Here is a 26,240-nt window from a genome sequence, read left to right as displayed (position 1 = left end):
CAGGCTCACTCCTACAGGGAAACGCATTTCAAATGTAGGAGTGAGCCTGCTCGCGATAACGCCAACACAATCAGCGACTACCTGACTGCCCCGCGCAACTCCCCCACCAACCCCTGCAACTTCGCCGGCTCAGCCGCATCAACGCCCACCGGCGCTCCCGCCACCAACGTCACCCGCGACCACAACCGCCGAAATACACCTTTATTCGGATCGCGACTGAAGAAACTCCCCCACAACCCCTGCAACGCCAACGGAATCACCGGCACCGGCGTCTCCTCAAGAATCCGCGTCAGCCCGCCCCGGAATTCGTTCATCTCGCCATCCGCCGTCAGCTTGCCTTCCGGGAAGATGCACACCAGCTCACCATCCTTCAGATATTGAGCAATGCGCGTGAAGGCCTTTTCGTAAATCTGGATGTCTTCATTACGTCCGGCAATCGGAATCGTCCCCGCCGTGCGGAAGATAAAGTTCAACACCGGCAAGTTGTAGATCTTGTAGTACATGACAAAGCGAATCGGCCGACGCACCGCGCCGCCAATCAGCAAGGCGTCGACGAACGACACGTGGTTGCACACCAGCAATGCCGCGCCTTCATCGGGAATCGCTTCAAGGTTGCGGTGCTCGACGCGGTACATGGAATGGCTGAGTAGCCAGATCATGAAGCGCATGCTGAACTCGGGGACGATCTTGAAGATGTAGGCGTTGACGCCGATGTTCAGCAGCGACACCACGAGGAACAACTGCGGGATCGACAGCTTGGCCACGCTCAGCAGCACGATCGAGACGATGGCTGATACCACCATAAACAACGCGTTGAGAATGTTGTTGGCGGCAATCACCCGCGCCCGCTCGTTCTCGGCGGTACGTGACTGGATCAAGGCATACAGCGGCACGATGTAGAAACCACCGAAGATGCCGAGGCCAAGAATATCGACCAACACCGCCCAGGTGTGCACGAAGCCCAGCACCTCGATCCAGCTGTGGCCAGTGACACTGTCGGGAATTCCGCCGGAGTGCCACCACAGCAGCAGGCCGAACACAGTCAGACCAAATGAGCCGAACGGCACCAGACCGATCTCGACCTTGCGCCCGGACAGCTTCTCGCAAAGCATCGAACCCAGCGCGATACCGACCGAGAACACAGTGAGAATCAGCGTTACAACAGTTTCATCGCCGTGCATCCATTCCTTGGCGTAAGCCGGAATCTGCGTCAGATAAATCGCCCCGACAAACCAGAACCACGAGTTGCCGACAATCGAGCGTGACACCGCCGGAGTCTGGCCCAGACCGAGTTTCAACGTCGCCCACGACTGGCTGAAGATGTTCCAGTTCAGGCGCATTTCCGGGGAGGACGCCGCTGCACGTGGAATGCTGCGGCTGGCCAGATAGCCCAGCACGGCAATCCCGACGATCGCGCAGGACACCAACGGCGCATAGTGACTCGAAGACATGATGACCCCGGCACCAATCGTCCCGGCGAGAATTGCCAGAAACGTGCCCATTTCCACCAGGCCGTTGCCGCCAACCAGTTCATCCTCGCGCAGCGCCTGCGGCAGGATCGAGTACTTCACCGGCCCGAACAGCGCCGAGTGCGTGCCCATGGCGAACAGCGCCACCAGCATCAGCGACAAGTGATCGAAGAGGAAACCGACCGATCCCACGGCCATGATCGCGATTTCCGCGAGCTTGATCAGACGGATCAGCGCGTCTTTGGCGAACTTTTCGCCGAACTGCCCGGCCAGGGCCGAGAACAGAAAAAATGGCAGGATAAACAGCAGCGCACACAGGTTGACCCAGATCGAACGGTCACCCTCAATGGTCAGCCGATAGAGAATGGCGAGGATCAGTGACTGCTTGAACACGTTGTCGTTGAAGGCGCCGAGCGACTGCGTGATGAAGAACGGCAAGAAGCGCCGGGTGCGCAGCAGGTTGAACTGTGAGGGGTGACTCATCTTCCGTGTTTCCCTGATGTTTAAGGTAGAGAGGCCTGGGTACTGCTTATTGGATTCTCGAACCGCGATCCAGGCCACACCTTACCTAAACTTTTCAGGTTATTTCTTCAAACCTGCGATGCACGGCGAGACAAACAGCTCGCCACGCCAGGCGCCTTGCACCGTGCGTTTACCGACGATCAGCCACATCACCGCCAGCAACATCACCAACAGCGTGCCGACGACGCTGAAAAACGTCAGGTTCAAGGTGCTCGCCAGTTTCAGGGTTGCCAGCGAATACACACCCAACGGAAAGGTAAATCCCCACCAGCCAAGGTTGAACGGGATGCCGTCACGCAAATACCGCACGGTGATCAGCAGCGCCATCAGCATCCACCACAGCCCAAAGCCCCACAGCGTAATCCCTGCAATAAGTCCAAGACCCGAAGCGATTTCGCCGATGCCCGGCAGACCGTTTGCCGCGAAGATCGCTGGCGCATCACCGCCCAGCAGCAACATGCCCAGCGCACCGGTGCCGATCGGGCCGAGGGCCAGCCAGCTCGAGGCAGCCATGTTTTCGTGGGGCAGTTTGTGCAGGGCCATGCGCAGCAGCAGGATCGTCAGAATGCTGAACGCTACCGGTAGGGAAAAGGCCCAGAGCACGTAGCTCGTTGTCAGTACCACCAGTTGCGAGTGAGCATCGGTGAGATGCGGCGCAAGCAGACCACCACTGGCCGCCGCCACTTCGGCTGCGACTACCGGCAACAGCCAAACGGCGGTCATCTGGTCGATGCTGTGTTCCTGACGGGTAAACATCATGTACGGAATCAACACGCCGCAAGCCAGCGACATGGCCACATCGATCCACCACAGCACTTCGGCGAGATGAATCACACCGTCGCCCCAACGCGACAGACCAAACAACAGAAAGCCGTTGATGATCGTCGCCAGGCCCATCGGAATCGTGCCGAAGAACATCGATACCGTGGAGTGACCGAAGATCCGCCGCGCTTCATCAAAGAACAAGATCCAGCGCGCGGCATAAGCAGCGGTAAACAGGCTGAACAACAGAATGTTGAACAACCACAAACCTTCGGCGATGGCGTGCAGGCCTGGAATGGCCAAAGGCAATTGCGCCAGCGCCAACGCCAGCACACCCGTGCCCATGGTGGCAGCGAACCAGTTCGGGGTGAACTGGCGGATCACTTCGCGCGGATGCTGAAGCTGGCGGAACGGCTTGATGCCGGGTTTGGCGCTATTGGGGCAAATCATCATGAACTCCTGTCCTCTGGTGAGGTTGAGCCCATGGTAGAACCGAATCGAATATCTATATAACGGGTAATATCTCTAACTGTTATCTGTTTTACCAATAAGCGGTTATACGCTGCCTTCGCTCTCGATCACCAGAATCCGCGCTGCGCCCTGCGGATGGGCGACGTGCTCGGTGCCGACGCTCGCGTAGAAGATGTCACCAACGTCGAGCTGCACCTGTTTTTCTTCGCCCAGCTCGCGGTAGTGCATGACCACTTGGCCATCGAGCACCACAAACACTTCCTCGCCGTCGTTGATGTGCCATTTGTACGGCTGATCGGTCCAGTGCAGGCGCGTGGTGATGCCGTTCATGTTGGCAATCTCCAGCGCGCCCCAAGCGCGCTCGGCAGTGAAGGTCTTGCTGCGAATAATCTTCATGAGTCGATCCGTGAGAACAGGGCTGGCCAAGGCTAACCGAAACCGCAACGCTTATGGAGCGCTGCACGCCTTGGCTGCCACGGGACGCAGGCTGAGCAACAGTGCGCCGACGGCCAGCACAATCAACACCGCACCGTAACCATCGGTGGTCGCCAGCAAACCGTAATTGCGCGACAAGTGCCCGGCGAGCAACGCCGGCAGGCAGAACGCCAGATAACTGAGCACGTAATAGGCTGCCATCAATCCTGCTCGTTCATGGGGCAAAGCCAGCGGTACCAAACTGCGCACGGCGCCGAGAAATCCCGAACCGAAGCCGCAACCGGCCACCAGCGTACCGAGGAAAAACAACGCCAGACTGGCGCTGTGTACGCCCAGCAGAATCAACACCAAACCGATTGGCAACAGGCTCGCGCCCAACTGCAACGCCCTTGTCGCGGGACGATTGCGCAACGTGAAAATCATCAATGCTCCGGTCACCGTCAGGGCTGCCACGGTTGCGCCGCCGATCAGATTGGAAGTCGAACCGGTGGCGGTGCGCACCAGCGAAGGTGCCAGCGACGCATAGAAACCACCGAGCGCCCAGGTCGCGGTGTTCAATGGCAACACGCGCCACAACGTCGAGCGCGCCTGCACCGGCACGTGCAAGGTCGGGCGCAACGAAGCCCACGCCCCGGCTTGCGGGGTGACGCTTTCCGGCAAGCGCCACACATACACGCCCTGCAAGACGAACAGTGCGAGCAGCAGCCAATAGGTCAGTTGCAACGGCGCCGGCGCAAACTCGGCCAGCAAACCGCAGCCCATACCGCCCAATGCCATACCGAGCAACGGTGCAACACTGTTGATCAGCGGCCCTTGCTGACGATCGGTGTCGAGCAATGTCGCGCTTAAAACAGCGGTGGCCATGCCGGTGGCAAACCCTTGCAGGACTCGCGCGCTGATCAGCCATGCGACGCTGTCGGCGTAGATAAACAGCAGCATCGCCAAGGCGTTGAGCAACACGGCGGTGAAGATCACCGGTTTGCGTCCAAGGTGATCGGACAGCGAGCCGACGGTTAATAAGGCCGCCAACAGACTGAGCGCATAAACGCCGAAGATCAGCGTCAGCACCGCAGCCGAGAATTGCAGTTGATCCTGATACAGGTGATACAACGGCGTCGGCGCGGTGGAGGCGGCGAGAAAACTGAGTAAGGTGATCGCCAGAAACCACAGGCTGGAACGATTGGAAGCAAGGCTGGTCATGTGCACACTCCGCAAAAGCTAATTTTTTGCTTTTGCGGAGTGTGCTACCGCTTCGCGCTTAAAGCAAATTCTTTGTGTTAAGGTCTGCGCCATGGCTATTAAAGAAGGTTTACGCCCCGGCGGCCGCAGTGCCCGGGTGCAAGATGCAATTCATTCGGCAGTCCGCGCGCTTCTGCAAGAACAGGAGCGTTCGACCGTGACCGTCCCGCAAATCGCCGCACGTGCGGGGGTTACGCCATCGACGATTTACCGGCGTTGGGGTGATCTGTCCGCGTTGCTAGCAGACGTCGCCCTCGCCCGCATGCGCCCGGACAGCGAACCGGCGCAAACCGGCAGCTTGCGCAGCGATATCCGCGCGTGGGCCGAGCAGTATCTCGATGAGATGAGTTCGGAGCCTGGGCGCAACATGATGCGCGACGTGCAGGCGAGCGCTACGCCGGGCTATTGCGTGACGATCATTGGCGCGCAGTTGCAGACAATCATTGAGCGGCACCCGGATGAAGTGGCGCCGAGCGTTGATCGGTTGATCAATCTGGTGGTGGCGCCGGTGGTGTTCCGGATTCTGTTTTCGGCGGCGGCGCTTGAAGTGGAAGAATTGCATTATCTGATCGATATCGCGCTGCGGCTGGACTGACGCCATCGCGAGCAGGCTCACTCCTACAGGGGAATGCATTTCAAATGTAGGAGTGAGCCTGCTCGCGATGAGGCCTCAAGAGTCACCACCAAAACCACCCGGTTCCGCCCCTGCGACACCCCGCCACGCCACGACCTTGGTCGACACTGACTAACCGCCCCGCGCATGCGAGACTGTCCGCCCGGGCAGGAGTGCCGGGGAGTCTTTTGTCGGGAGTGTTGCATGTCGTTGTCCACCGGGCTGATCGCCGCCGTCGCCCTGGCCTATATGGCCATCATGTTCGCCATCGCCTTCTACGGCGACCGACGCAGCGCGCCGTTGCCGCCGCGCGTGCGTGCCTGGGTGTACAGCCTGTCGCTGGCGGTTTACTGCACCAGCTGGACGTTCTTCGGTGCGGTCGGCCAGGCAGCCGAACAACTGTGGTCATTCCTGCCGATTTACCTCGGACCGATCCTGCTGTTGGTGGGCGCGCCGTGGGTCCTGCAGAAAATGGTGATGATCAGCAAACAGGAGAACATCACCTCCATCGCTGACTTTATCGCTGCACGCTACGGCAAATCGCAATCGCTGGCGGTGGTCGTAGCGCTGATCTGTCTGGTCGGCGTCCTCCCCTACATCGCCCTGCAACTCAAAGGCATCGTTCTCGGCGTGAATCTGTTGATCGGCGCCGGTGCCGACGCCATGGGCACTCGTGCGCAGGACACCGCGCTGATCGTGTCGCTGGTGCTGGCGCTGTTCACCATCGTGTTCGGCACGCGCAACCTCGACGCTACCGAACACCACCGTGGCATGGTGCTGGCGATTGCTTTCGAATCGCTGGTCAAACTGTTCGCGTTTCTCGCCGTTGGCGCCTTCGTCACCTATGGCCTGTATGACGGTTTCGATGACCTGTTCAATCAGGCCATGCTCGCCCCGCGACTTGAGGAATACTGGAAAGAAACCATCAACTGGCCGTCGATGGTGGTGCAGACCGGCGTGGCGATGATGGCGATCATCTGCCTGCCCCGGCAATTTCACGTCACCGTGGTGGAGAACATCGATCCGCAGGATCTGCGTCTGGCCAAATGGGTGTTTCCGGCCTACCTCGCACTGGCTGCTTTGTTTGTAGTCCCGATCGCTTTAGCCGGTCAGATGATGTTGCCCAGCGACGTACTGCCAGACTCCTTCGTGATCAGCCTGCCCTTGGCACAGGCGCATCCAGCGCTGGCGATGCTGGCGTTTATCGGCGGCGCGTCGGCGGCCACGGGCATGGTGATTGTCGCCAGCGTGGCACTATCGACCATGGTCTCCAACGACATGCTGTTGCCGTGGTTGCTGCGCCGCAATAACGCCGAGCGCCCATTCGAAGTGTTCCGTCAGTGGATGCTCTCGGTGCGCCGGGTGAGCATCGTGGTGATTCTGTTGCTGGCGTACGTCAGCTATCGCTTGCTCGGTTCAACGGCGAGCCTGGCGACCATCGGCCAGATCGCTTTTGCAGCCGTCACGCAACTGGCACCCGCCATGCTCGGTGCCTTGTATTGGAAGCAGGCCAACCGCCGTGGCGTTTTTGCAGGTTTGGCCGCCGGCACTTTCCTGTGGTTTTACACACTGATTCTGCCGATCGCCGCGCACAGTCTCGGCTGGTCATTGAACAGTTTTCCGGGGCTGGCGTGGCTGCACAGCAATCCGCTGAATTTGCCGATCACCCCGCTGACCCAAGGTGTGGTGCTGTCGCTGGCCGGCAACTTCACTTTGTTCGCCTGGGTCTCGGTGCTGTCGCGTACGCGCGTCTCGGAGCACTGGCAGGCCGGGCGTTTCATCGGTCAGGAAATCAGCGCCCGCCCGAGTGCTCGCTCGATGCTCGCGGTGCAGATCGACGATTTGCTGCAATTGGCCGCGCGCTTTGTTGGTGAAGAACGTGCGCGCCAGAGCTTTATTCGCTTCGCCTATCGTCAAGGCAAAGGCTTCAACCCGAACCAGAATGCCGACGGCGAATGGATTGCTCATACCGAGCGTTTGCTGGCCGGTGTTCTCGGCGCTTCTTCGACGCGCGCTGTAGTAAAAGCCGCCATCGAAGGTCGGGAAATGCAACTGGAGGACGTAGTCCGCATCGCCGACGAAGCTTCTGAAGTGCTGCAGTTCAACCGCGCGCTGTTGCAAGGCGCGATCGAAAACATCACCCAAGGTATCAGCGTGGTCGACCAGTCGCTGAAACTGGTGGCGTGGAACCGCCGCTATCTGGAACTGTTCAACTACCCGGACGGTTTGATCAGCGTCGGCCGGCCGATTGCCGACATCATTCGCTACAACGCCGAGCGTGGTCTGTGCGGCCCCGGTGAAGCCGAAGTGCACGTTGCCCGCCGTTTGCACTGGATGCGCCAGGGCCGCGCCCACACGTCTGAGCGGCTGTTCCCCAACGGCCGGGTGATCGAGCTGATCGGTAACCCGATGCCCGGTGGCGGTTTCGTTATGAGCTTCACTGATATCACCGCGTTCCGCGAAGCCGAACAAGCGCTGACCGAGGCCAACGAAGGGCTGGAGCAACGGGTCAGCGAGCGCACTCAGGAACTGTCGCAACTCAACGTCGCGTTGACCGAAGCCAAGGGCACCGCCGAAGCCGCCAACCAGTCGAAAACCCGCTTCCTCGCGGCGGTCAGCCACGACTTGATGCAGCCGCTGAACGCCGCCCGACTGTTCTCCGCCGCCCTCTCCCATCAGGACGACGGTTTGAGCAGCGAGGCGCAGAAACTGGTGCAGCACCTCGACAGTTCGCTGCGCTCGGCCGAGGATTTGATCAGTGACCTGCTGGATATTTCCCGACTGGAAAACGGCAAGATCAACCCGGATCGCAAGCCGTTTGCGGTCAATGAGCTGTTCGACATTCTCGGCGCCGAGTTCAAGGCATTGGCGCAGGAACAGGGTTTGACCTTTCGAGTGCGCGGTAGTCATTTGCGCATCGACAGCGACATCAAATTGCTGCGACGCATTTTGCAGAACTTCCTCACCAACGCATTCCGTTATGCCAAAGGCCCGGTGTTGCTGGGCGTGCGCCGACGTGGCGGCGAACTGTGTCTGGAAGTGTGGGATCGCGGGCCAGGCATTCCGGAAGACAAACAACAGGTGATTTTCGAGGAGTTCAAACGCCTCGACAGTCATCAGACCCGCGCCGAAAAAGGCCTCGGGCTGGGTTTGGCGATTGCCGATGGTTTGTGTCGCGTACTCGGGCATACCTTGCGTGTGCGCTCGTGGCCGGGGCGCGGCAGTGTGTTCAGTGTCAGCGTGCCGCTGGCCCGCTCACAAGCCGTGCCGGCCAGCGCCGCCGTCGAATTGAATGGCAAGTTGCTGAGCGGCGCGCAGGTGCTGTGTATCGACAATGAAGACAGCATTCTGATCGGCATGAACAGCCTGCTGAGCCGCTGGGGCTGCCAAGTGTGGACGGCGCGCAATCGTGAGGAATGTGCGGCACTGTTGAGTGAAGGCGTGCGACCGCAACTGGCGCTGGTCGACTATCACCTCGATCACGGTGATACCGGCACCGAGCTGATGGCGTGGTTGCGCACCACGCTGGGCGAGCCGGTGCCGGGGGTGGTGATCAGTGCTGACGGGCGACCGGAGATGGTTGCGCAGGTGCATGCGGCGGGGCTGGATTATCTGCCGAAACCGGTGAAACCGGCGGCGTTGCGGGCGTTGTTGAGTCGGTACTTGCCGCTATAGAGGCTGCGATCTTTTGATCTTTATTCAGGAAGCTCGACGAGGCCATCGACATCTGTCATCGCCCGCTCCAGCAAATCTGCCGGCAAGCTTTTGCTCGCCCGCGCGCCGAGCAATTTCAGCTGTTCACTGCGACTGACCAGATTGCCGCGCCCCTCGGTGAGCTTGTTGCGCGCTGAACTGTAGGCTTTATCCAGCTGTTGCAGACGATTGCCAACCTCGTCCAGATCCTGAATAAACAGCACGAACTTGTCGTACAGCCACCCGGCGCGCTCGGCGATTTCCCGGGCGTTCTGGCTCTGACGCTCCTGCTTCCACAGACTGTCGATCACCCGCAGAGTCGCCAGCAAGGTGGTCGGGCTGACGATGACGATGTTGCGGTCGAAGGCTTCCTGAAACAGTGATGGCTCCGCCTGCAACGCCGCCGAAAACGCCGCTTCGATCGGCACGAAGAGCAAAACGAAATCGAGGCTGTGCAGGCCTTCCAGACGTTTGTAGTCCTTGCCGGCCAGACCTTTGACGTGATTGCGCAACGACAGGACGTGCTGCTTGATCGCGATCTGCCCGAGGGTGTCGTCGTCGGCAGCCACGTATTGCTGATAGGCGGTGAGACTCACCTTGGAGTCCACCACCACTTGCTTGTCGCCCGGCAGGTAAATGATCACGTCAGGCTGGAAGCGCTCGCCGTCCGGGCCTTTGAGGTTGACCTGAGTCTGGTACTCGCGGCCCTTCTCCAGACCGGCGTGTTCGAGCACACGTTCAAGAATCAGCTCGCCCCAGTTACCTTGGGTTTTCTGGCCTTTGAGGGCGCGGGTCAGGTTGGTCGCTTCGTCGCTCAAACGCAGGTTGAGCGCCTGCAACCGTTCAAGCTCCTTGGCCAGCGAGAAGCGCTCGCGGGCTTCGGCCTGATAGCTTTCTTCCACACGTTTTTCGAAGGATTGAATGCGTTCCTTGAGCGGATCGAGCAACTGACCGAGCCGTTGCTGACTGGTCTCGGCAAAGCGCTGCTCGCGCTCATCGAAGATCTTCCCGGCCAGCTCGGCAAACTGCGCACGCAGTTCATCGCGCGAACCTTGCAGGTCGCTGAGGCGTTGCTGGTGGCTTTCCTGCTGCTCACGCAGCTCGGCGTTCAGCGAAGCGGCCTGGGCGTCCAGACGGCGCAGCTCGGCTTCCTTGTTCGCGCGTTCGAGGTTCCAGGCGTGGGAGGCATCGCGGGCGTCGTCGCGCTCGATCTGCAACAGTTCGACTTCCCGGCGCAGGGCCGCCAGGTCAGCCTGTTTGGCGGCGTTGGCCTGGCCAAGATCGGCGATTTCATCGCGGCTGGCGTCGAGCTCCGCGTTGAGTCCGTCCTGGGCCAGCTGTGCCATGGCCAGCCGCTCTTCGAGCAAGGCGACCTCGGCTTGGCCATTGCTCGCACGGTGCTGCAGTTGCCAGGCGAGTGCCAACAATGGCAGCCCTGCCCCTGCGAGACCGAGCAACACGCTGGTCAAGTCCATAGCCATAGCGACTCCTGCCGATTCGATAAAGCCTGAAGGTTAACCAAGGTGTCAGGTCTTGGACAGCTCAGTCTTCGAGCAGACCGAGTTCCTGTTGCGCGCGACGGTCGCCGGCGCGGGCGGCCTGACGCAGCAGATCCTGACCGATGCGACGATCCCGTGCGTTGCCACACTCACGGCACATCAACTGCCCAAGACGGCTTTGCGCAGCCACCACACCTTCTCGTGCCGGTTGCTTGAGGAGGCGGCCAGCAAGGTGCTTGGCATTATGACTGTCGCTCAGGCGCGGACTGTCGAGCAACCACTCGGCGACGCGAACAGTAAATCGCTTGGGCGGGGTAACAGGAGGAGGTTGTGAGGTAACAGAGTCTGATACTGAGCGAAACTTCATAAAGCACTGTGGGACGAATCGGAAGGCGCGCCACTCTACTCTCTTTTTCTTACAGGTAAAGTCGAAAAACAACCCGGCACGCCCGTCCTAGAGCAAGCGCTCGGGACAATCCACAGAAGCTGTGGATAACTCAGTGGACAACCGCTCTCCAACCCTCGCAAAGCCTTATGGAATGGGGCTCGCAGTCAAACTGACGATTTTTTCACCAACAAAAAAAAGCGATGTTTTTCATTGACTTAAACTTTCGATACAGGCAGCCATCGGGGTCAGGATTGATGTGACAGTGCCGTTACAGCTTGCGCAACTAATGTGCACAAGTACCTGTTACCCGGTTATATCGGTGCGCTTTTTCGGGTCGTTTTCGCAGTCAGTCTGGGGATAAGCCAGTCTGCCGCACGCTTTGATGAAGATATCTTCACCGACCGGCGGTCAAAAAATGCGCCAATTACGCGCAATCAAGCGGCTCGCAAAGCAGACTCGGTCAGTCACTGCAATCTTTTTCCACAGGAAGTTTGCGTTACCGGTTTCGATCCGTTAGTATCCGCGGCGTTAGTACCAAGCTGAAAGTCAATTCCGGTCGAACACATCCCCACGGTCAGCCTTCTACAAAGAAGACCTACCGAAAAAAGCGGGAACGACCCCTCGATGGTTTCCAGGTAAATCTTGCGACAACACTGCCTTCCAATGATGCGAAGGGTGTTGCGAAGACCACTTACTCTGACCGAACCAACCTGCAAATTGATCAGGATCTTCACCCCGGGCCCAGAACCTTTGCCCTCGTTGTGCTGCCTGCCCTCCTAAGTACCTACCTGCCAGCCCAAGCGCGCCAACTTAATAGCGCTTCAAACTGGCTGCTTTGTTCCAGTCGGGTTCTTCGTTCGACCAATGGTGGTCGACGTTACTGGAACGTTTTAACGTTGCACGGTTCTTATCCGTGTCATTTGTAGGAACACCTAATAACTATGTCTACTCAAATCCACACTCAGGATGCCATTCGCACCCTAACCAACGCTTTTGCACCAATGAACTGCCTGATCATGGCCGCTCGCAAAGGCTGCTTCAGCTTCACACTGGTCAACGAACACGGTATCGCCCGCCACAGCGAGCGTCTGTACCCCGATCAGTACTCCAGCGCCGAACCGCTGCAGGCCGTGATCGACCGTACACGTCAGGCATTGATTGCCTGAGAGCCGAAAAGGCTGCAAAAGCAAAAGCCTCGCACAAAATGCGGGGCTTTTTATTGCCCGATGTTTCACTTTTTGCCCTTGGCGCCTAAGCACCAACGGGTATAACGGTTATAACTCGAAGCCGGAAATATTTTAAAAACAGGCCTTTACGTCGCGAATATGACACTACACTTCAACTCAAGCGGCGTGATCCGCTTACGGCGAGCCTGAACCGATCCATTGCTGCCAAGCCCCCTTCAGGACTCGCCATTCCTAACAAGATCCGAGGGTTTTATGGGTATCGCTGCCAGCGAACTGTGTCGATATGTGATCCGTCCAACGCTGATCTATCTGGGACGTCACTGCGCCACCGCCGAATCATTGCTGCTGGGCATCGCCGCCAGCCAGTCAGCCCTCGGATCCGCCCTGCATGACCGCCGTGGCCACGGCCTCTACCGCATCGCCGAGCATCGCCATCAAGCCCTGTGGGACGACTATCTGGCGCTCGATCCGGAACGCGCCAGCCTGGTTCGCGGTCTCGCCAGTCAGCATGCATTCCTGACTGGCCCACACCTGGAACTGACGGTGAATCTGCGTTACGCCACCGCCATCGCCTGGCTACTGGTTGAAGAACAAAACCCCACCCTCCCCGATCCGAACGATTTGCTCGCAATGGCGCGTATCTGGCGTCAGACCTTTCAACCCCAGGGTCGTCTGCGTGATTTCACTTACGCATGGCGCACCTGTGTTTCACCGGTGAATCAGGTCGCGTGCTGACCGACCGGTTTCCGAAGATCTGCCAACAGGTGGCGAATCTGGTCTGATTGTCCTACAAAACCGCTCTAACTCAAGGCATACGGACTATGGCGCTGGGACGAAAATGTTGGTAATTTTCGCCCCGGTGATCACCAGGAGTTCTAATAATGAAAAAAGTCATGCTCAAAACCACCCTTAGCCTCGCCGTTACCCTCGCCTCCACGCAAATTTTCGCGGCCGGCTTTGCCCTCAACGAACAAAGCATCAGTGGGATGGGGACTGGTTTTGCCGGGCGATCTTCTTCTGCCGACGACGCAAGCACTGTTTATGGCAACCCTGCCGGCATGTCGCGCATCAAGCGCGAACAGGTTACCGGTGGCGTAGCCGTTGTCGATGCTCACACCGATATCAGCAATGCCAGTTCCAGCCCCAACGGCGGCAGCAACAAAGGCGACATGGTGCCCCTCACCGCTGTACCTATGGGCTTCTACGTCAAACCGATCGATGAGCATTGGGCATTCGGCCTCGGTGTTTATGTGCCGTTCGGCCTGATCACTGATTATGAAAACGGCTTTGCCGGCCGTTACTTCGGCAGCAAGTCCGAAGTGCAGGTCATCACTTTCCAACCGACCGTCAGCTACGCCTTCAACGACAAAGTGTCGATCGGTTTCGGCCCAACCATCAACCGCATTGACGGTGCGCTGGAATCCAACCTGTCGATCACTCAAGCCCTGCCGGACGGCAAGGTCAAGATCAAGGGTGACGACACCGCACTGGGCTACAACGTCGGCCTGCTGGTACAAGCCACCGACACCACTCGCGTGGGCCTGACCTACCACTCGAAAGTCGACTACAAGCTCGAAGGCAACACCAAGGTCAACTACGGCGCACTGGCCGCAGTCGGCCTGGGCTCCAGCCAGAAGTACGACGCTTCGTTGAAGATCACCACACCTGAATCGGTCGACCTCTCGGTTACCCAGGCGATCAACGATCGCTGGAACGTGTATGCCGGTACCACCTGGACCCGTTGGAGCCAGCTGGAAAAAATCACCGTGAAAAACTCTGGCGTTCAGCCGCTGCTGGCCGGCCAGTTCGGTTCGATCAACGAAGACCAGAACTGGCATGACTCCTGGGCTTACGCCGTGGGTACTTCGTACCAGCTGAACAAGGAATGGGTACTGCGTACCGGCCTGACCTTCGACCAGTCGCCGACCAATAACGAAGACCGTTCGCCACGCATTCCGACTGGCGACCGCACTATCTTCAGTATCGGTGCCGGCTGGAGCCCGACCGACGACCTGACCATCGACGTCGCTTACTCGTACCTGAAGGAAGAGTCGGTGAAGATCCGCAACGAAAACAATCGTGGCCAGACCTACGACGCCAAGTATGAAAACTCGGCAAACGGTTTCGGTGTCGGCGCGACCTACCGCTTCTGATGCTGCATGGCGAGGCTGACCCCTCGCCCACAATAAAGCCCCGCTCTCTTTGCAGAGGCGGGGCTTTTTTATGCCTGAAATTTGTGCGACCTGTAGGAGCTGTCGAGTGCAACGAGGCTGCGATCTTTTGATCTGTTTTTTAAAGTCAAAAGATCGCAGCGTGCCGCAGTTCCTACAAAATCATCGCCGGCCTTCGGATTCAAGGCTTCAGCGGTTTCGAGGCGATGGCCTTCTCGATCGCGGCGATAAATTCCGGATCATCAGGCTTGGTCAGGCTGGAGAAATTGGCGATCACCTTGCCCTGGCGATCGACCACATACTTGTAGAAATTCCACTTCGGCGCGCTGCTCTGTGCCGCCAGCACTTGAAACAGATGCGTCGCGTCATCACCACGAACCTTCTGCGGCTCGGTCATGGCGAACGTCACGCCGTAATTGGCGTAACAGACCTTGGCGGTCTCGGCGCTGTCCTTGGACTCCTGCTTGAAGTCATTGGAAGGCACACCGAGCATTTCCAGCCCTTGACCTTCGTAGCGCTTATGCAGCGACTCCAGGCCTTCGAACTGCGGCGCGAAACCGCAGAAGCTCGCGGTATTGACCACCACCAACGGCTTGTCGGCGTACTGCTTGCACAAATCGATGGATTCCTTGGCTCGCAGCTTGGGCAGCGAGCCTTGCAGCAATTCGGGACAGTCAGCGGCCTGGGCCAAACCAGTCAACGCCATCAACAACGCGGGAACAGCACACCAGCGCATCAGCATGTCGAACATCCTTGAGCAGTCGTCAGAGTTTGACGTTACTCGCCATGCCTGTTTCTAGCAAATGCTCATGCCCAACTGCATCAGGGTCAGACCACCCTGCTGCCAGCCCCACCACACCAGCGCCAGCAATGCGGCGCCGAGTGCGCTGATGACGATTCGCGACCAGAGTTGACTCATACGGCGCTCGCAGCGGCTTGCAGACGTGCGACCGGCCGCTCACGCACCGGCCAGTTCAGCGCGGCCGCCAGCAGACTCAAGAGAATCGCCACTTGCCAGATCAAGTCATAACTCCCGGTTCGGTCATACACCACCCCGCCCAGCCAGCCGCCCAGAAACGAGCCGAGCTGATGGAACAGGAACACGATGCCACCGAGCATGGACAGATTTCGCACACCAAACAAGGTCGCCACCGTACCGTTGGTCAACGGCACCGTCGACAGCCACAGGAAACCCATCGCCATGCCAAACAGGTAGGCCGACGTGGTCGTCACCGGCAGCCACAGGAACAGCACGATCACCACCGCGCGCAACAGATACAACGCGGTCAGCAAGCGTGGCTTGGACATGCGTCCGCCGAGCCAGCCAGCGGTGTAGGTGCCGAAGATATTGAACAATCCGATCAACGCCAGCACCGTGGTGCCAACGCTGGCGGGCAGATGCTGATCGACCAGGTAGGCCGGCAGGTGCACGCCGATGAACACCACCTGAAAACCGCAGACGAAAAAGCCGAATGCCAACAACCAGAAACCCGAATGCGAACAGGCTTCGCGCAGGGCCTCGGACAGCGTTTGTTCATGGCCGAGTACCGGCAGCGGCTTGTCCTTGAGCATGCTCACCAGCGGCACGATCAACGCCACCAACAGGCCCAGCACCAACAGCGCTGCCGACCAACCGAGCCAGCCGATCAATCCGAGGGTGCCCGGCAACATGGCGAACTGGCCGAACGAACCGGCGGCGCTGGCAATGCCCATGCCCATGCTGCGCTTCTCCGGCGGCACGGCACGGCCGACCACACCGAGAATCACCGAGAACGACGTGCCGGACAGGCCGATACCAATCAGCAGACCAGCGCTCAGCGACAGCGTCATCGCCGAATCCGACAGGCCCATGCACACCAGGCCCAAGGCATAGAGCACACCACCGATCAGCACCACTTTCGCCGCACCGAAGCGGTCAGCGAGTGCCCCGGTGAACGGCTGCGCCAGGCCCCAGATCAAATTCTGCAAAGCGATAGCGAAGGCAAACACCTCGCGCCCCCAGCCGAACTGCGCGCTCATCGGTGACAGAAACAAGCCAAAACCGTGTCGCACGCCCAATGACAACGCCAGGATCAGCGCACTCCCCACCAACACCCAACCGCACGTACGCCACATCGATGTCATTGTTGTTCTCCGCTTGCGGGTATATACCCGCTTGAGTTTGGAAAAAACCGGCCTCAGGCCAGTTCATCCAGCAATCTGAGCAAGGTTTCACGCTTCTCGGCACCCAGTCGATCGATCAACCGCTGCTGCGCCGCCTCCCAGGCCGGCAGTGCTGCGGCCAGGCGTTGCACGCCGGTTTCGGTGAGTTTGACGATGCGGTTACGCATGTCCTCACCCTCGGCCAGCGCCACCAGCCCCTCGCCTTCCAGCACCCGCAGATTGCGCCCGAGGGTGCTGCGGTCCAGGCCCATGGCTTCGGCGAGTTCCGAGATGCTCGGTTGATCCAGACGCTGCAAGTTGCACAGCAAAGAATACTGGGCAACGTTGATCCCGAAGCCGTCGAGAGCGCCGTCGTAATGCCTGCTGACGCCACGAGCGGCGCGACGCAGGTTGGTGCACAAACACTGAGATGGAAGCATGATGCGTGTATATACCCGCGACTGTGTTAAATCAAGTTACAGATGAGTTTACCCATAACATTGTGCTGCCTGACACACCGCTATCGCGAGCAGGCTCACTCCTACAGGGGAATGCATTTCAAATTGTAGGAGTGAGCCTGCTCGCGATGGGGCCGGCATGACCAGTAGAATCCATCAGACCAAAACCAATCCAACCAACACCACCATCTCCAGCAATTCCAGCAACGCCCCCGCCGTATCGCCCGTCGTCCCGCCCAACCGCCGCATCATCACCTGCCGCAGCCAGACAAACACAACGACCGAAATCACCAGCGCCACAACCGCACCAAACCCGGCGATCAACACACAGGCCAACGCACTGAAGCCCAACACCCACCAACCAGCCCTGCGCGGCAAATGATCCGCCAACGCCTGCCCCAACCCGCCGGCCCGCACATACGGCGTGGTCAGAAACAACCCAAGCAATACCGCCCGCCCGAGCAACGGCACGATGATCAACGCAAGGCCTTGCTGTTGCTCGATCAGCGCCAATAGCGCCGCGAACTTGAGCAGCAACACCAACACCAGCGTCACCACCGCAATCGGCCCGCTGCGCGGATCTTTCATGATCGTCAGCGTGCGCTCGCGATCACCAAAACCGCCGAGCCAGGCGTCGGCGCTGTCGGCCAGGCCATCGAGATGCAACGCGCCACTGAGCAACACCCACACCGTCAGCAACAGCGCCGCATGCAACAACAACGGCGCGCCCGCCAACGCCAGATTCAACGCCCACAGGATCACGCCAAACAGCAGCCCAACCAGCGGATAAAACAGCAGCGACCGCCCAAGCTGTTCCGGTTCGGGCATCCCCGGCAAACGAATCGGCAGGCTGCTGAGAAATTGCAGGGCGATCCACAGCGGCAACATGTCAGTGACCTTCCTTGAGCGAACCATCAGTTTCGACCGTCAGCGCAAACAACGCGCCGTGAGCGACCTCGACATTGAGCAGTTGTTCGCGCGGCAACCCGCGCGCTTGCGCCAGCAACAAACGCATCACGCCGCCATGACTGATCAGCAACACCCGCTCACCGGCGTAAGCACTGTGCAGGCGCGCAACGGCCGCCAGCACTCGAGAAGAAAACTCGCTGAGCGGTTCACCCTGCGGCGGCGTAAACGAATACGGATCGGCCCAGAACAACCCCAGCGCTTCAGCATCGGTCTCCATCAACGCTGCCGCGCTCTGCCCTTCCCACGCACCGAAATGCAGTTCCTGCAGATCCTTGTCCAGATGCACTGACAGGTTCAGTTGCTCACCCAGCTCTGCGGCAAACCGCGCGCAACGTTGCAACGGCGAACTGACGATCCGATCCCACGGCCCGCCCTCGACCACGGCTGCACGCATTTGCGTCCAGCCCTTTTCCGTCAGCGCATCGTCGAGGCTGCCGCGCAAACCACCGCCAAGTTCAGTCTCACCGTGGCGCAGCAGATCCAGTTGCAGGGTCATGCCGGACGATCCGCTACCGCTGCTTCGGCGAATGTCGCCATCTGCCCGTGCAGATCACAAGCCAAGCGCAACAGAGGCACCGCCAGGGCAGCGCCACTGCCCTCGCCCAGACGCAAACCGAGTTCCAGCAACGGCTCGGCCTGCAGGGTTTCCAGAACATGACGATGGCCCGGCTCGGCACCGCGATGGCCGAACAACAGCCACTCGCGACAGGCCGGATTCAAACGCACCGCGACCAGCGCCGCGACCGTGCAGATAAAACCGTCGACCAGCACCGCCACGCCTTCTTGAGCCGCTGCCAGATACGCACCGACCAGTGCGGCGATTTCAAAACCGCCGAGATTGCACAGGGTCTGCAACGCATCGCCACGCTGTGCGGCGTGCAATGCCAGCGCACGCTCGATCACTTGTGCTTTATGGCTGACGCCTTCGGCATTCAGCCCGGTGCCGGGGCCGGTCAGATGCGCCACCGGGCAATCGAGCAAGGCACAGGCCAATGCGCTCGCCGCGGTGGTGTTGCCAATGCCCATTTCGCCACCGATGAACAGCTGCGCGCCCGCCGCTTTTGCTCGCAGCAGACTGTCGCGACCGGCCTGCAACGCGAGTTCGCCCTGGGCCTGAGTCATTGCCGCGCCCTGAGCGAAGTTCGCCGTGCCCGCGCCAATGTTCAAATGACGCACACCCGGCAGGTTCAGTGCTGGATTCACGGTGCCCAGATCGACCACTTCCAGCTGCGCGCCGAGCTGCCGCGCCAACACACTGATCGCCGCACCGCCGCTGACAAAGTTGAGCAGCATCTGCCCGGTGACTTCCTGCGGGAACGCCGAAACACCCTCCGCGACCACGCCGTGATCACCGGCAAAAATCGCGATCCACACTTGCGAGAGTGTCGGTTTGACCTGGCTTTGCAGGCCGGCCAGTTGCACCGCGACCGATTCCAGTCGACCGAGGGAACCGGCCGGTTTGGTCAATTGCTGTTGTCGCGCCGTCGCTTGCTCAACGACGTAGAGATCGACCGGTTTGCACGGGTTCAGCCACCAGGTTTGAGTCATAACGCAGGTCCTTTCAGAGTCAGGGGCAGGCCGGCAACGGTCAGGACAACACGCTGACAGCGCTCGGCCAGAGCTTGATGCAGCCAACCGGCTTCATCGACGTAGCGGCGAGTCAATTCGCCCAGCGGCACGACACCCATTCCGGTCTCGTTGCTGACAAAAATGATTTCACCCGGCAAAGACGCCAGGCATTCGAGCAAGGCCTCGCGCTCGGCGGCGAGGCGTTCGGCGTCATCGAGCATCAGCAGATTGGTCAGCCACAGGGTCAGGCAATCGACCAGCAAGCAACGCTCGGCGCTGGCGGATTCGCGCAGGACGCGGGCCAGTTCCAGCGGCTCTTCGATGAGCGCCCATTCGGCGGGACGGCGCGCGCGGTGGTGGGCGACGCGGGCGCTCATCTCGCCATCGAGCGGTTGGCTGGTGGCGATGTAGGTGACCGAGAGGTTGCTGTCGCTGGCGAGTTTTTCCGCCAAGCGACTTTTGCCGGAGCGGGCGCCGCCGAGGATCAGTTGGAGCATGGGTTCATCCAGGAAAATTCAAGTGAGGCAGCCGCCGCTTTCGCGAGCAGGCTCGCTCCCACAGGGTTATGAGTTGTACTCAAAATGTATGGCTAACCGCATTCACTGTGGGAGCGAGCCTGCTCGCGAAGAGGCCAGCCCAGGCAACTCAAATCCCACAGAGTCGACGCAATAGATCCGTATCCAGATACTTCTCCACCAGATCCGCCAGCCGTTCGATATCGCGCTCGCGCAAGCCGTGGTAATCCACCTCCTGCACATCGCTCAACCCGGCCCAGCGCAGCAACGCCGCACTCGCCGCCGGCGATTCAAACAGGCCATGCAGATACGTGCCGAACACTTGCCCATCGGCACTCTGTGCACCGTCGCAACGGCCATCATCCAGATGCACCGCAGCGTTTTCCAACGCCGGTCCGCTGGTCACGCCGGCATGAATTTCATAACCGCTGACGTCGGCATCTTCCAGCGCCAGCCGTCCACGCACATTGCGCAACTGCTTCTCGGCTTCAAGTGTGGTTTCGAACGCCAGCAAGCCCAAACCGGCACTCGTGCCCGGCGCGCCTTCGAGGCCGAGCGGGTCATGCACCTGCTCGCCGAGCATCTGCAGACCGCCGCAGATCCCCAGCACTTTGCCGCCGTAACGCAAGTGCCGAGAGATCGCCGTATCCCAGCCATTGGCGCGCAGATAAGCCAGATCGCTGCGCACGCTTTTCGAGCCCGGCAGAATGATCAGGTCAGCTGCCGGAATCGCCTGCCCCGGGCCGACGAATTGCAGATCAACTTGCGGATGCAGGCGCAGCGGATCGAAATCGGTGTGATTGCTGATGCGCGGCAGCACCGGCACCACCACTTTCAACACCTGCTCAGCCTTGTCGGTCTGGCGCTGATCGATGCCGTCCTCGGCTTCCAGATGCAGATCCATCACGTAGGGCAACACGCCCACCACCGGTTTGCCGGTACGCTGTTCCAGCCAGTCAAGGCCCGGTTGCAGCAAGGCGATGTCGCCACGGAAGCGATTGATGATGAAACCTTTGACCCGCGCCTGTTCACTCGGCGAGAGCAACTCCAGGGTGCCGACCAGATGGGCGAAAACCCCGCCGCGATTGATGTCGGCGATCAGCAGCACCGGGCAATCTACCGCTTCGGCAAACCCCATGTTGGCGATGTCGCCGGCACGCAGATTGATCTCCGCCGGCGAACCCGCGCCTTCGACCATCACCAGCGGATACGCAGCGCTGAGCCGCTCGTGGGACGCAAGCACCGCTTTCATCGCGATGGCTTTGTAGTCGTGATACGCCACGGCATTCATCGAAGTCACGGCGCGACCATGGATGATCACTTGCGCGCCGGTGTCGCTGTTGGGCTTGAGCAGCACCGGGTTCATGTCGGTGTGCGGTTCAAGAAACGCCGCTTGCGCCTGCACGGCTTGCGCGCGACCGATCTCACCACCATCAGCGGTCACCGCGCTGTTGAGCGCCATGTTCTGCGGCTTGAACGGGACGACCGCGACACCTTGGCGGGTCGCCCAGCGGCACAGCGCCGTCACCAGTGTGCTTTTACCGGCGTCGGAAGTGGTGCCCTGCACCATCAGGGTGGTCATGCGTGATCCTTGGCGAAAGCGATTAAAGCCTGTTCGAGACGCGCCTCTTCAGCCGCGTCGGCAGGCAGGCCAAAACGCAAACTGCTGTTGTGGGTAAAGATGCGCAGGAGAATGCCGCGACGGGCCATGAATGCGTGCAACACCTCGGCGTGTTCGGTGATCAGCCACTGGAACAGCGCGCAACCACCCTGCGGCTTGAAGCCGTAGCGTTCAAGCAGCGCTGCCAGCCGCTCACTGGCCTCATCACTGCGAATCCGTTGGCGTGTGTGCCCTTCGGTGTCTTGCAGACACGCTTGCCCGAGCACCCGCGTCGGCCCACTCACCGCCCATGGCCCGACCTGTTCGGCGAGCAGCTTGAGCAACTTGCGCTCGGCCAGCACAAAGCCCAGACGCACCCCGGCCAGACCGAAAAACTTGCCGAAAGAACGCAACACGATCAGCCCGACTTGATGCGCATGCGGCGCCAGGCTCAGTTGCGGCGTGTTATCCATGAAAGCTTCATCGACCACCAGCCAGCCGCCACGCCGGGCAAGCCGCGCGTGCCAGTCGAGCAATCGTGCCGGGGTCAGACTCAGACCGGTCGGGTTGTTCGGGTTGACCACCACCAGCACGTCGAGGCTATCGAGAAAAAATTCGACTTCCTGCTCCAGCACTTCGCGCACGATGTAACCGCTGCGGCGCCAGGCTTCGGCATGTTCGGCATAACACGGTGACAACACGCCGACTTTGCCGGCGCGGCGCAAGCGCGGCAGCAACTGAATGGCCATCTGCGAACCGGCCACCGGCAGCACTTGCGCGGCACCGTAGTAATCGCACGCGGCTTGCTCCAGGCCGTCATCGGTTTCCGGCAAACGCGCCCAGGCACGCAGCGGGATGTCCGGGATCGGGAATGGCCACGGCGCGAGGCCGCTGGACAGGTCGAGCCAATCCGCTTCGGCAATGCCGTAATCGAGTGCCGCCTTGCGCAGCCGGCCACCGTGCTCAAGCATAGAATTCAGCCCCCACGCAGAGAATCAGCAGCCATAACCATACGCCGCGCTGGACCAATTGCCAGCCACGATCAATGGAATCTGCGTCAGCCGCTGCGCCCTCGCCAAGCTGAGGACGGTCGTGAAGTTCGCCGTGGTAAATCGCCGGCCCACCCAATTCCACGCCCAGTGCACCAGCGCCGGCAGCCATCACCGGGCCAGCGTTGGGGCTGTCCCATTGCGGCGCCTGGGTGCGCCAGCACTTCAACGCGAGTCGGGTTTTGCCGAGCAGCGCGTAGGTCAACGCCACCAGACGCGCAGGAATGTAGTTGAGCACGTCGTCGATTTTCGCCGCCGCCCAACCGAAACGTTCGAAGCGTTCGTTGCGATAGCCCCACATCGCATCGAGCGTATTGCTCAAGCGATAGAGCACCACGCCCGGCGCACCCGCCACGACAAACCAGAACAGCGCGGCGAACACCGCATCACTGCCGTTTTCCAGCACCGATTCGGTGGCGGCGCGGGCGACGGCGGTGCTGTCGAGTTCATCGGTCTGGCGGCTGACCAGATAGCCGACGCGTTTGCGCGCCTCTTCAAGATCTTCCGCGCGCAAGGCAGCAGCCACTGGCGCGACATGCTCGCCGAGGCTGCGCATGCCGAGGGCGCAATACAACGCGAGAATCTCGACGACCCAGCCCACGTACGGCGCCCAGGAAAACGCCGTGGCGAGCAAGGTCAGCGGCAGCACCGCGATCACCCACGCGGTGACGCCATGGCTGCGCCAGCCACGACCACCGGCGTTGAAACGTTGCTCGATGCGCCCGGCAAAATTGCCGAACGCCACCAGCGGATGCCAGCGTTTCGGTTCACCGAGCAGCGCATCCAGCGCCACCGCGGCGACACTCAACAACGCCACACTCATTGACTCACTCCCCAATAATTTTCGTACAGCAACTCATTGAGCGGTCGCGCCTGCGCCCACCCTTCGAGTACCAGCATCGGCGCCGGATAGAATTCCTTGACCGGGCCCAGACATAAAACGGCCAGAGGCTTGGCACCTTCGGGCAACTTCAGCAAATCGGCGAGCGCCTGCGGCTCGAATAGTGAGACCCAGCCCATGCCGAGGCCTTCGGCGCGCGAGGCCAGCCACAAATTCTGGATCGCACAAGACAACGACGCCATGTCCATTTCCGGCAGCGTGCGACGACCGAAAATGTGCTTTTCGCGATCATCCATCAGCGCGGCGACCAGCACTTCGGCGCAATCGTTGATGCCCTCGACCTTGAGCTTCATGAACTCGTCACTGCGCTCGCCGAGGGCTTCAGCGGTGCGCACGCGTTCTTCTTCCACGAGGTTCTGGATCTGCCCGCGCAGGGCTCGGTCGCTGATACGGATGAAGCGCCAGGGCTGCATCAGGCCGACGCTTGGGGCCTGGTGGGCGGCTTCCAAGAGTCGGCGCAGCAGATCCGGCTCGACCGTGCCGCCAGTGAAGTGGCGCATGTCGCGGCGTTCGGCGATGGCTCGATAAACCGCTTCGCGTTCGGCTTCGGAGAATGCGTTGTCGGTCATGGCCCTTTCGCGAGCAGGCTCGCTCCCACAGGGGATTGCATTTCGTCAGGCACGACATCGCCCACTGTAGGAGTGAGCCTGCTCGCGATAGCGTCCTCAAGGGACGGTGCAAACAATGCTGCGACAGCCACAGGATTCGACGGGAAATAGAAGTGCACATAAGAGGCCGTCATCCGCCCTTCCCGATAAACCGCCTCGGCCCCACGCCCACCATTCGGGCTCAAACCCCGTGCAATCGGCGCCAGTTCGGTAGTCGTCAGGGAATGATGATAAGTGTGCCCACGCAACGAACCTTCCGGCAGATCCACCGCTTGCAACGCCAACGCCGCCAGACGCTTCTGCATCACCGCGTCGCCTTTGAGCAGCCCAACCAATTCGGCGCGAGTGCCTTCAACGTCCGTCAGCGAATCGAGCAGATACAGCATCCCGCCACATTCAGCGAGCAACGGTTTACCCGCTGCATGATGCGCACGAATCGCTTCAACCATCGCGGTGTTCTGCGCCAGCGCAACGTGATGCAACTCCGGATAACCACCGGGCAGATACACGCTGTCCGCTTCAGGTAATTGCGTGTCGCGGATCGGCGAGAAGAAACTCAACTCAGCACCCATCGCCCGCAACAGATCGAGACTCGCGCCGTAGGTGAAGGCAAACGCTTCATCACGGGCGACGGCGATTCGTACATTCTTCAGCAGCGGCTCGACAGCGATGATGTCAGGCGCGGCGAACTCAACCGCCGGTGGCAGGGCTACCTCACAGCTGCTGGCGAGAGCGTCGGCAGCGGCGTCGAGACGCACATCGAGGTCATTCAGTTCGCTGGCCTGCACCAGGCCGAGATGCCGGCTCGGCAGTTCGATGCCTGTTTCGCGGGACAACGCGCCGTACCAGCGCAGCCCCTCCGTGAGGCTGCCTTCGAGCAACTGCGCATGGCGCAAGGTGCCGACGCGATTGGCGAGCACACCGGCAAACGGCAGATCCGGCTGATACTTCGCTAAACCTAGAGCCAACGCACCAAAGGTCTGCGCCATGGCCGTCCCATCAATCACGCCAAGCACCGGTACACCGAAGTGCCGCGCCAGATCGGCACTGGACGGCGTGCCATCGAACAGGCCCATCACGCCCTCGATCAGAATCAGATCCGCCTCGGCAGCGGCTTCCCACAACAGACGACGACTCTCCTGCTCGCCAACCATCCACATGTCCAATTGATACACCGGCGCACCGCTGGCGCGCTCGAGAATCATCGGATCAAGGAAGTCCGGGCCGCATTTGAACACGCGCACTTTGCGCCCCTGATTGCGATGCAAACGGGCGAGCGCGGCGGTGACGGTGGTCTTGCCCTGACCGGAAGCCGGCGCGGCGATGAGCACCGCCGGGCAGTGACGTGGTTGATTCAAAGTTCGACGCCTTTCTGCGCTTTGATGCCGGCCTGGAAGGCGTGTTTGAGCATGCCCATTTCGGTGACCGTATCGCCCATCTCGATCATTTCCGGCTTGGCCGCGCGACCGGTAACGATCACGTGCTGCATCGGCGGACGCGCCTGCAAATCGCTGAGCACCTGATCGAGATCGAGGTAGCCGTGCTTGAGAGCGATGTTCAATTCGTCGAGCACCACCAGACCGATCGACGGATCGCGCAGCAGTTCGCGGGACACCGCCCACGCGGCTTCGGCGGCGGCGATGTCGCGCTGACGATCCTGGGTTTCCCAAGTGAAGCCTTCGCCCATCACGTGGAAGCGCACCTGCTCGGGGAAGCGGCGGAAAAACAACTCTTCGCCGGTGCTGTTGCGGCCCTTGATGAACTGCACCACACCGCACTGCATGCCGTGGCCCATGGCGCGGGCGAGCATGCCGAACGCCGAGCTGCTTTTGCCTTTGCCGTTGCCGGTCAGCACCAGCACCAGGCCACACTCGTCAGGCGAGTTGGCGATGCGTTCGTCGATCACGGCTTTTTTGCGCTGCATACGCGCCAGATGGCGTTCGTCGCGCTCGGGGGAATCAGTCATGGGGGAGCTCTCCG

Annotated in this window: 25 protein-coding genes; 5 read left to right on the top strand and 20 right to left on the bottom strand. The window is 60.5% G+C overall.

Going from position 1 to position 26,240, the window contains the following annotated elements:
* Window positions 1-77 precede the first annotated feature (77 nt).
* From PspS49_RS08780 to PspS49_RS08765, 4 genes are all read right to left on the bottom strand, one after another.
* Window positions 78-1,952: an MFS transporter gene (locus tag PspS49_RS08780; protein WP_127926380.1), complete on the bottom strand. Its 1,875-nt coding sequence runs from the start codon at window positions 1,950-1,952 to the stop codon at window positions 78-80.
* Between the two features lie 99 nt (window positions 1,953-2,051).
* The gene (locus tag PspS49_RS08775; RefSeq protein WP_160038863.1) at window positions 2,052-3,203 is read right to left on the bottom strand and encodes a TDT family transporter; all 1,152 of its coding nucleotides are present in this window, start codon (window positions 3,201-3,203) and stop codon (window positions 2,052-2,054) included.
* Window positions 3,204-3,308: 105 nt separating this feature from the next.
* Window positions 3,309-3,620 (bottom strand): cupin domain-containing protein, encoded by a 312-nt coding sequence (locus PspS49_RS08770; protein WP_160038861.1) that lies wholly within the window; start codon window positions 3,618-3,620, stop codon window positions 3,309-3,311.
* Between the two features lie 51 nt (window positions 3,621-3,671).
* Window positions 3,672-4,859, bottom strand: a complete 1,188-nt coding sequence (locus PspS49_RS08765) for an MFS transporter (protein ID WP_160038859.1) — start codon at window positions 4,857-4,859, stop codon at window positions 3,672-3,674.
* Between the two features lie 91 nt (window positions 4,860-4,950).
* On the opposite strand from PspS49_RS08765, the gene PspS49_RS08760 reads away from it, so the two are divergent.
* Together PspS49_RS08760 and PspS49_RS08755 are read left to right on the top strand one after the other, a co-directional pair.
* Window positions 4,951-5,493 carry a TetR/AcrR family transcriptional regulator gene (locus PspS49_RS08760; protein ID WP_150752242.1) on the top strand — a complete coding sequence of 181 codons (543 nt, stop codon included), beginning with the start codon at window positions 4,951-4,953 and terminating at the stop codon, window positions 5,491-5,493.
* Window positions 5,494-5,715: 222 nt separating this feature from the next.
* Entirely contained in the window at window positions 5,716-9,186 is a 3,471-nt protein-coding gene (locus PspS49_RS08755; protein ID WP_160038857.1) for a PAS domain-containing hybrid sensor histidine kinase/response regulator, read from the top strand.
* Between the two features lie 20 nt (window positions 9,187-9,206).
* Here PspS49_RS08755 and rmuC read toward each other — a convergent pair whose 3' ends face one another.
* Both rmuC and PspS49_RS08745 read right to left on the bottom strand, forming a co-directional pair.
* Window positions 9,207-10,571, bottom strand: coding sequence for a DNA recombination protein RmuC (gene rmuC / locus PspS49_RS08750; RefSeq protein ID WP_174245105.1), 1,365 nt, complete (start codon window positions 10,569-10,571; stop codon window positions 9,207-9,209).
* A 175-nt stretch (window positions 10,572-10,746) separates the two neighbouring features.
* Window positions 10,747-11,070, bottom strand: a complete 324-nt coding sequence (locus PspS49_RS08745) for a sel1 repeat family protein (RefSeq protein ID WP_127926374.1) — start codon at window positions 11,068-11,070, stop codon at window positions 10,747-10,749.
* Window positions 11,071-12,032: 962 nt separating this feature from the next.
* On the opposite strand from PspS49_RS08745, the gene PspS49_RS08740 reads away from it, so the two are divergent.
* From PspS49_RS08740 to PspS49_RS08730, 3 genes are all read left to right on the top strand, one after another.
* Window positions 12,033-12,257: a hypothetical protein gene (locus tag PspS49_RS08740; protein WP_034156218.1), complete on the top strand. Its 225-nt coding sequence runs from the start codon at window positions 12,033-12,035 to the stop codon at window positions 12,255-12,257.
* A 273-nt stretch (window positions 12,258-12,530) separates the two neighbouring features.
* Entirely contained in the window at window positions 12,531-13,013 is a 483-nt protein-coding gene (locus PspS49_RS08735) for a hypothetical protein (protein WP_127926373.1), read from the top strand.
* A gap of 146 nt (window positions 13,014-13,159) precedes the next feature.
* Window positions 13,160-14,431 (top strand): outer membrane protein transport protein, encoded by a 1,272-nt coding sequence (locus tag PspS49_RS08730; protein ID WP_127926372.1) that lies wholly within the window; start codon window positions 13,160-13,162, stop codon window positions 14,429-14,431.
* Between the two features lie 199 nt (window positions 14,432-14,630).
* Here the strand turns inward: PspS49_RS08730 and PspS49_RS08725 are convergent, their stop codons facing one another.
* The 14 genes from PspS49_RS08725 to cobO all read right to left on the bottom strand — a co-directional run bounded on the left by PspS49_RS08725 (window position 14,631) and on the right by cobO (window position 26,226).
* Window positions 14,631-15,191 carry a glutathione peroxidase gene (locus PspS49_RS08725; RefSeq protein ID WP_160038853.1) on the bottom strand — a complete coding sequence of 187 codons (561 nt, stop codon included), beginning with the start codon at window positions 15,189-15,191 and terminating at the stop codon, window positions 14,631-14,633.
* Between the two features lie 54 nt (window positions 15,192-15,245).
* On the bottom strand, window positions 15,246-15,368 hold the full coding sequence (locus PspS49_RS29975) for a hypothetical protein (RefSeq protein WP_275113740.1): 123 nt from the start codon (window positions 15,366-15,368) through the stop codon (window positions 15,246-15,248).
* Window positions 15,365-16,573 (bottom strand): MFS transporter, encoded by a 1,209-nt coding sequence (locus tag PspS49_RS08720; protein WP_127926370.1) that lies wholly within the window; start codon window positions 16,571-16,573, stop codon window positions 15,365-15,367. The genes PspS49_RS29975 and PspS49_RS08720 overlap by 4 nt, the downstream gene beginning before the upstream one ends.
* Window positions 16,574-16,626: 53 nt before the next feature.
* The gene (locus PspS49_RS08715; RefSeq protein ID WP_007919794.1) at window positions 16,627-17,031 is read right to left on the bottom strand and encodes a MarR family transcriptional regulator; all 405 of its coding nucleotides are present in this window, start codon (window positions 17,029-17,031) and stop codon (window positions 16,627-16,629) included.
* Window positions 17,032-17,205: 174 nt separating this feature from the next.
* Window positions 17,206-17,937, bottom strand: a complete 732-nt coding sequence (locus tag PspS49_RS08710) for an adenosylcobinamide-GDP ribazoletransferase (protein WP_160038851.1) — start codon at window positions 17,935-17,937, stop codon at window positions 17,206-17,208.
* A gap of 1 nt (window position 17,938) precedes the next feature.
* Entirely contained in the window at window positions 17,939-18,514 is a 576-nt protein-coding gene (cobC, locus tag PspS49_RS08705) for an alpha-ribazole phosphatase family protein (protein ID WP_160038849.1), read from the bottom strand.
* Complete coding sequence (gene cobT, locus PspS49_RS08700; protein WP_160038847.1) at window positions 18,511-19,566, bottom strand: nicotinate-nucleotide--dimethylbenzimidazole phosphoribosyltransferase; 1,056 nt, start codon at window positions 19,564-19,566, stop codon at window positions 18,511-18,513. Before cobT ends, cobC begins: the two co-directional genes overlap by 4 nt.
* Window positions 19,563-20,084: a bifunctional adenosylcobinamide kinase/adenosylcobinamide-phosphate guanylyltransferase gene (gene cobU, locus PspS49_RS08695; RefSeq protein ID WP_160038845.1), complete on the bottom strand. Its 522-nt coding sequence runs from the start codon at window positions 20,082-20,084 to the stop codon at window positions 19,563-19,565. The genes cobT and cobU overlap by 4 nt, the downstream gene beginning before the upstream one ends.
* A 148-nt stretch (window positions 20,085-20,232) precedes the next feature.
* A complete protein-coding gene (locus tag PspS49_RS08690) occupies window positions 20,233-21,684 on the bottom strand; it encodes a cobyric acid synthase (protein ID WP_160038843.1) in 1,452 nt (483 codons plus the stop codon).
* Window positions 21,681-22,673, bottom strand: a complete 993-nt coding sequence (gene cobD, locus PspS49_RS08685; RefSeq protein ID WP_160038841.1) for a threonine-phosphate decarboxylase CobD — start codon at window positions 22,671-22,673, stop codon at window positions 21,681-21,683. The genes PspS49_RS08690 and cobD overlap by 4 nt, the downstream gene beginning before the upstream one ends.
* On the bottom strand, window positions 22,666-23,574 hold the full coding sequence (gene cbiB / locus PspS49_RS08680; protein ID WP_160038839.1) for an adenosylcobinamide-phosphate synthase CbiB: 909 nt from the start codon (window positions 23,572-23,574) through the stop codon (window positions 22,666-22,668). The genes cobD and cbiB overlap by 8 nt, the downstream gene beginning before the upstream one ends.
* A complete protein-coding gene (gene bluB / locus PspS49_RS08675; RefSeq protein ID WP_160038837.1) occupies window positions 23,571-24,221 on the bottom strand; it encodes a 5,6-dimethylbenzimidazole synthase in 651 nt (216 codons plus the stop codon). Before bluB ends, cbiB begins: the two co-directional genes overlap by 4 nt.
* The gene (locus PspS49_RS08670; protein WP_160038835.1) at window positions 24,218-25,618 is read right to left on the bottom strand and encodes a cobyrinate a,c-diamide synthase; all 1,401 of its coding nucleotides are present in this window, start codon (window positions 25,616-25,618) and stop codon (window positions 24,218-24,220) included. Before PspS49_RS08670 ends, bluB begins: the two co-directional genes overlap by 4 nt.
* Window positions 25,615-26,226 (bottom strand): cob(I)yrinic acid a,c-diamide adenosyltransferase, encoded by a 612-nt coding sequence (gene cobO, locus PspS49_RS08665; protein WP_003223053.1) that lies wholly within the window; start codon window positions 26,224-26,226, stop codon window positions 25,615-25,617. Before cobO ends, PspS49_RS08670 begins: the two co-directional genes overlap by 4 nt.
* Between the last annotated feature and the right edge of the window lie 14 nt (window positions 26,227-26,240).

Source organism: Pseudomonas sp. S49 (genome assembly GCF_009866785.1).
Taxonomy (GTDB): domain Bacteria; phylum Pseudomonadota; class Gammaproteobacteria; order Pseudomonadales; family Pseudomonadaceae; genus Aquipseudomonas.
This window is presented reverse-complemented; position numbering and strand designations above follow the sequence as displayed.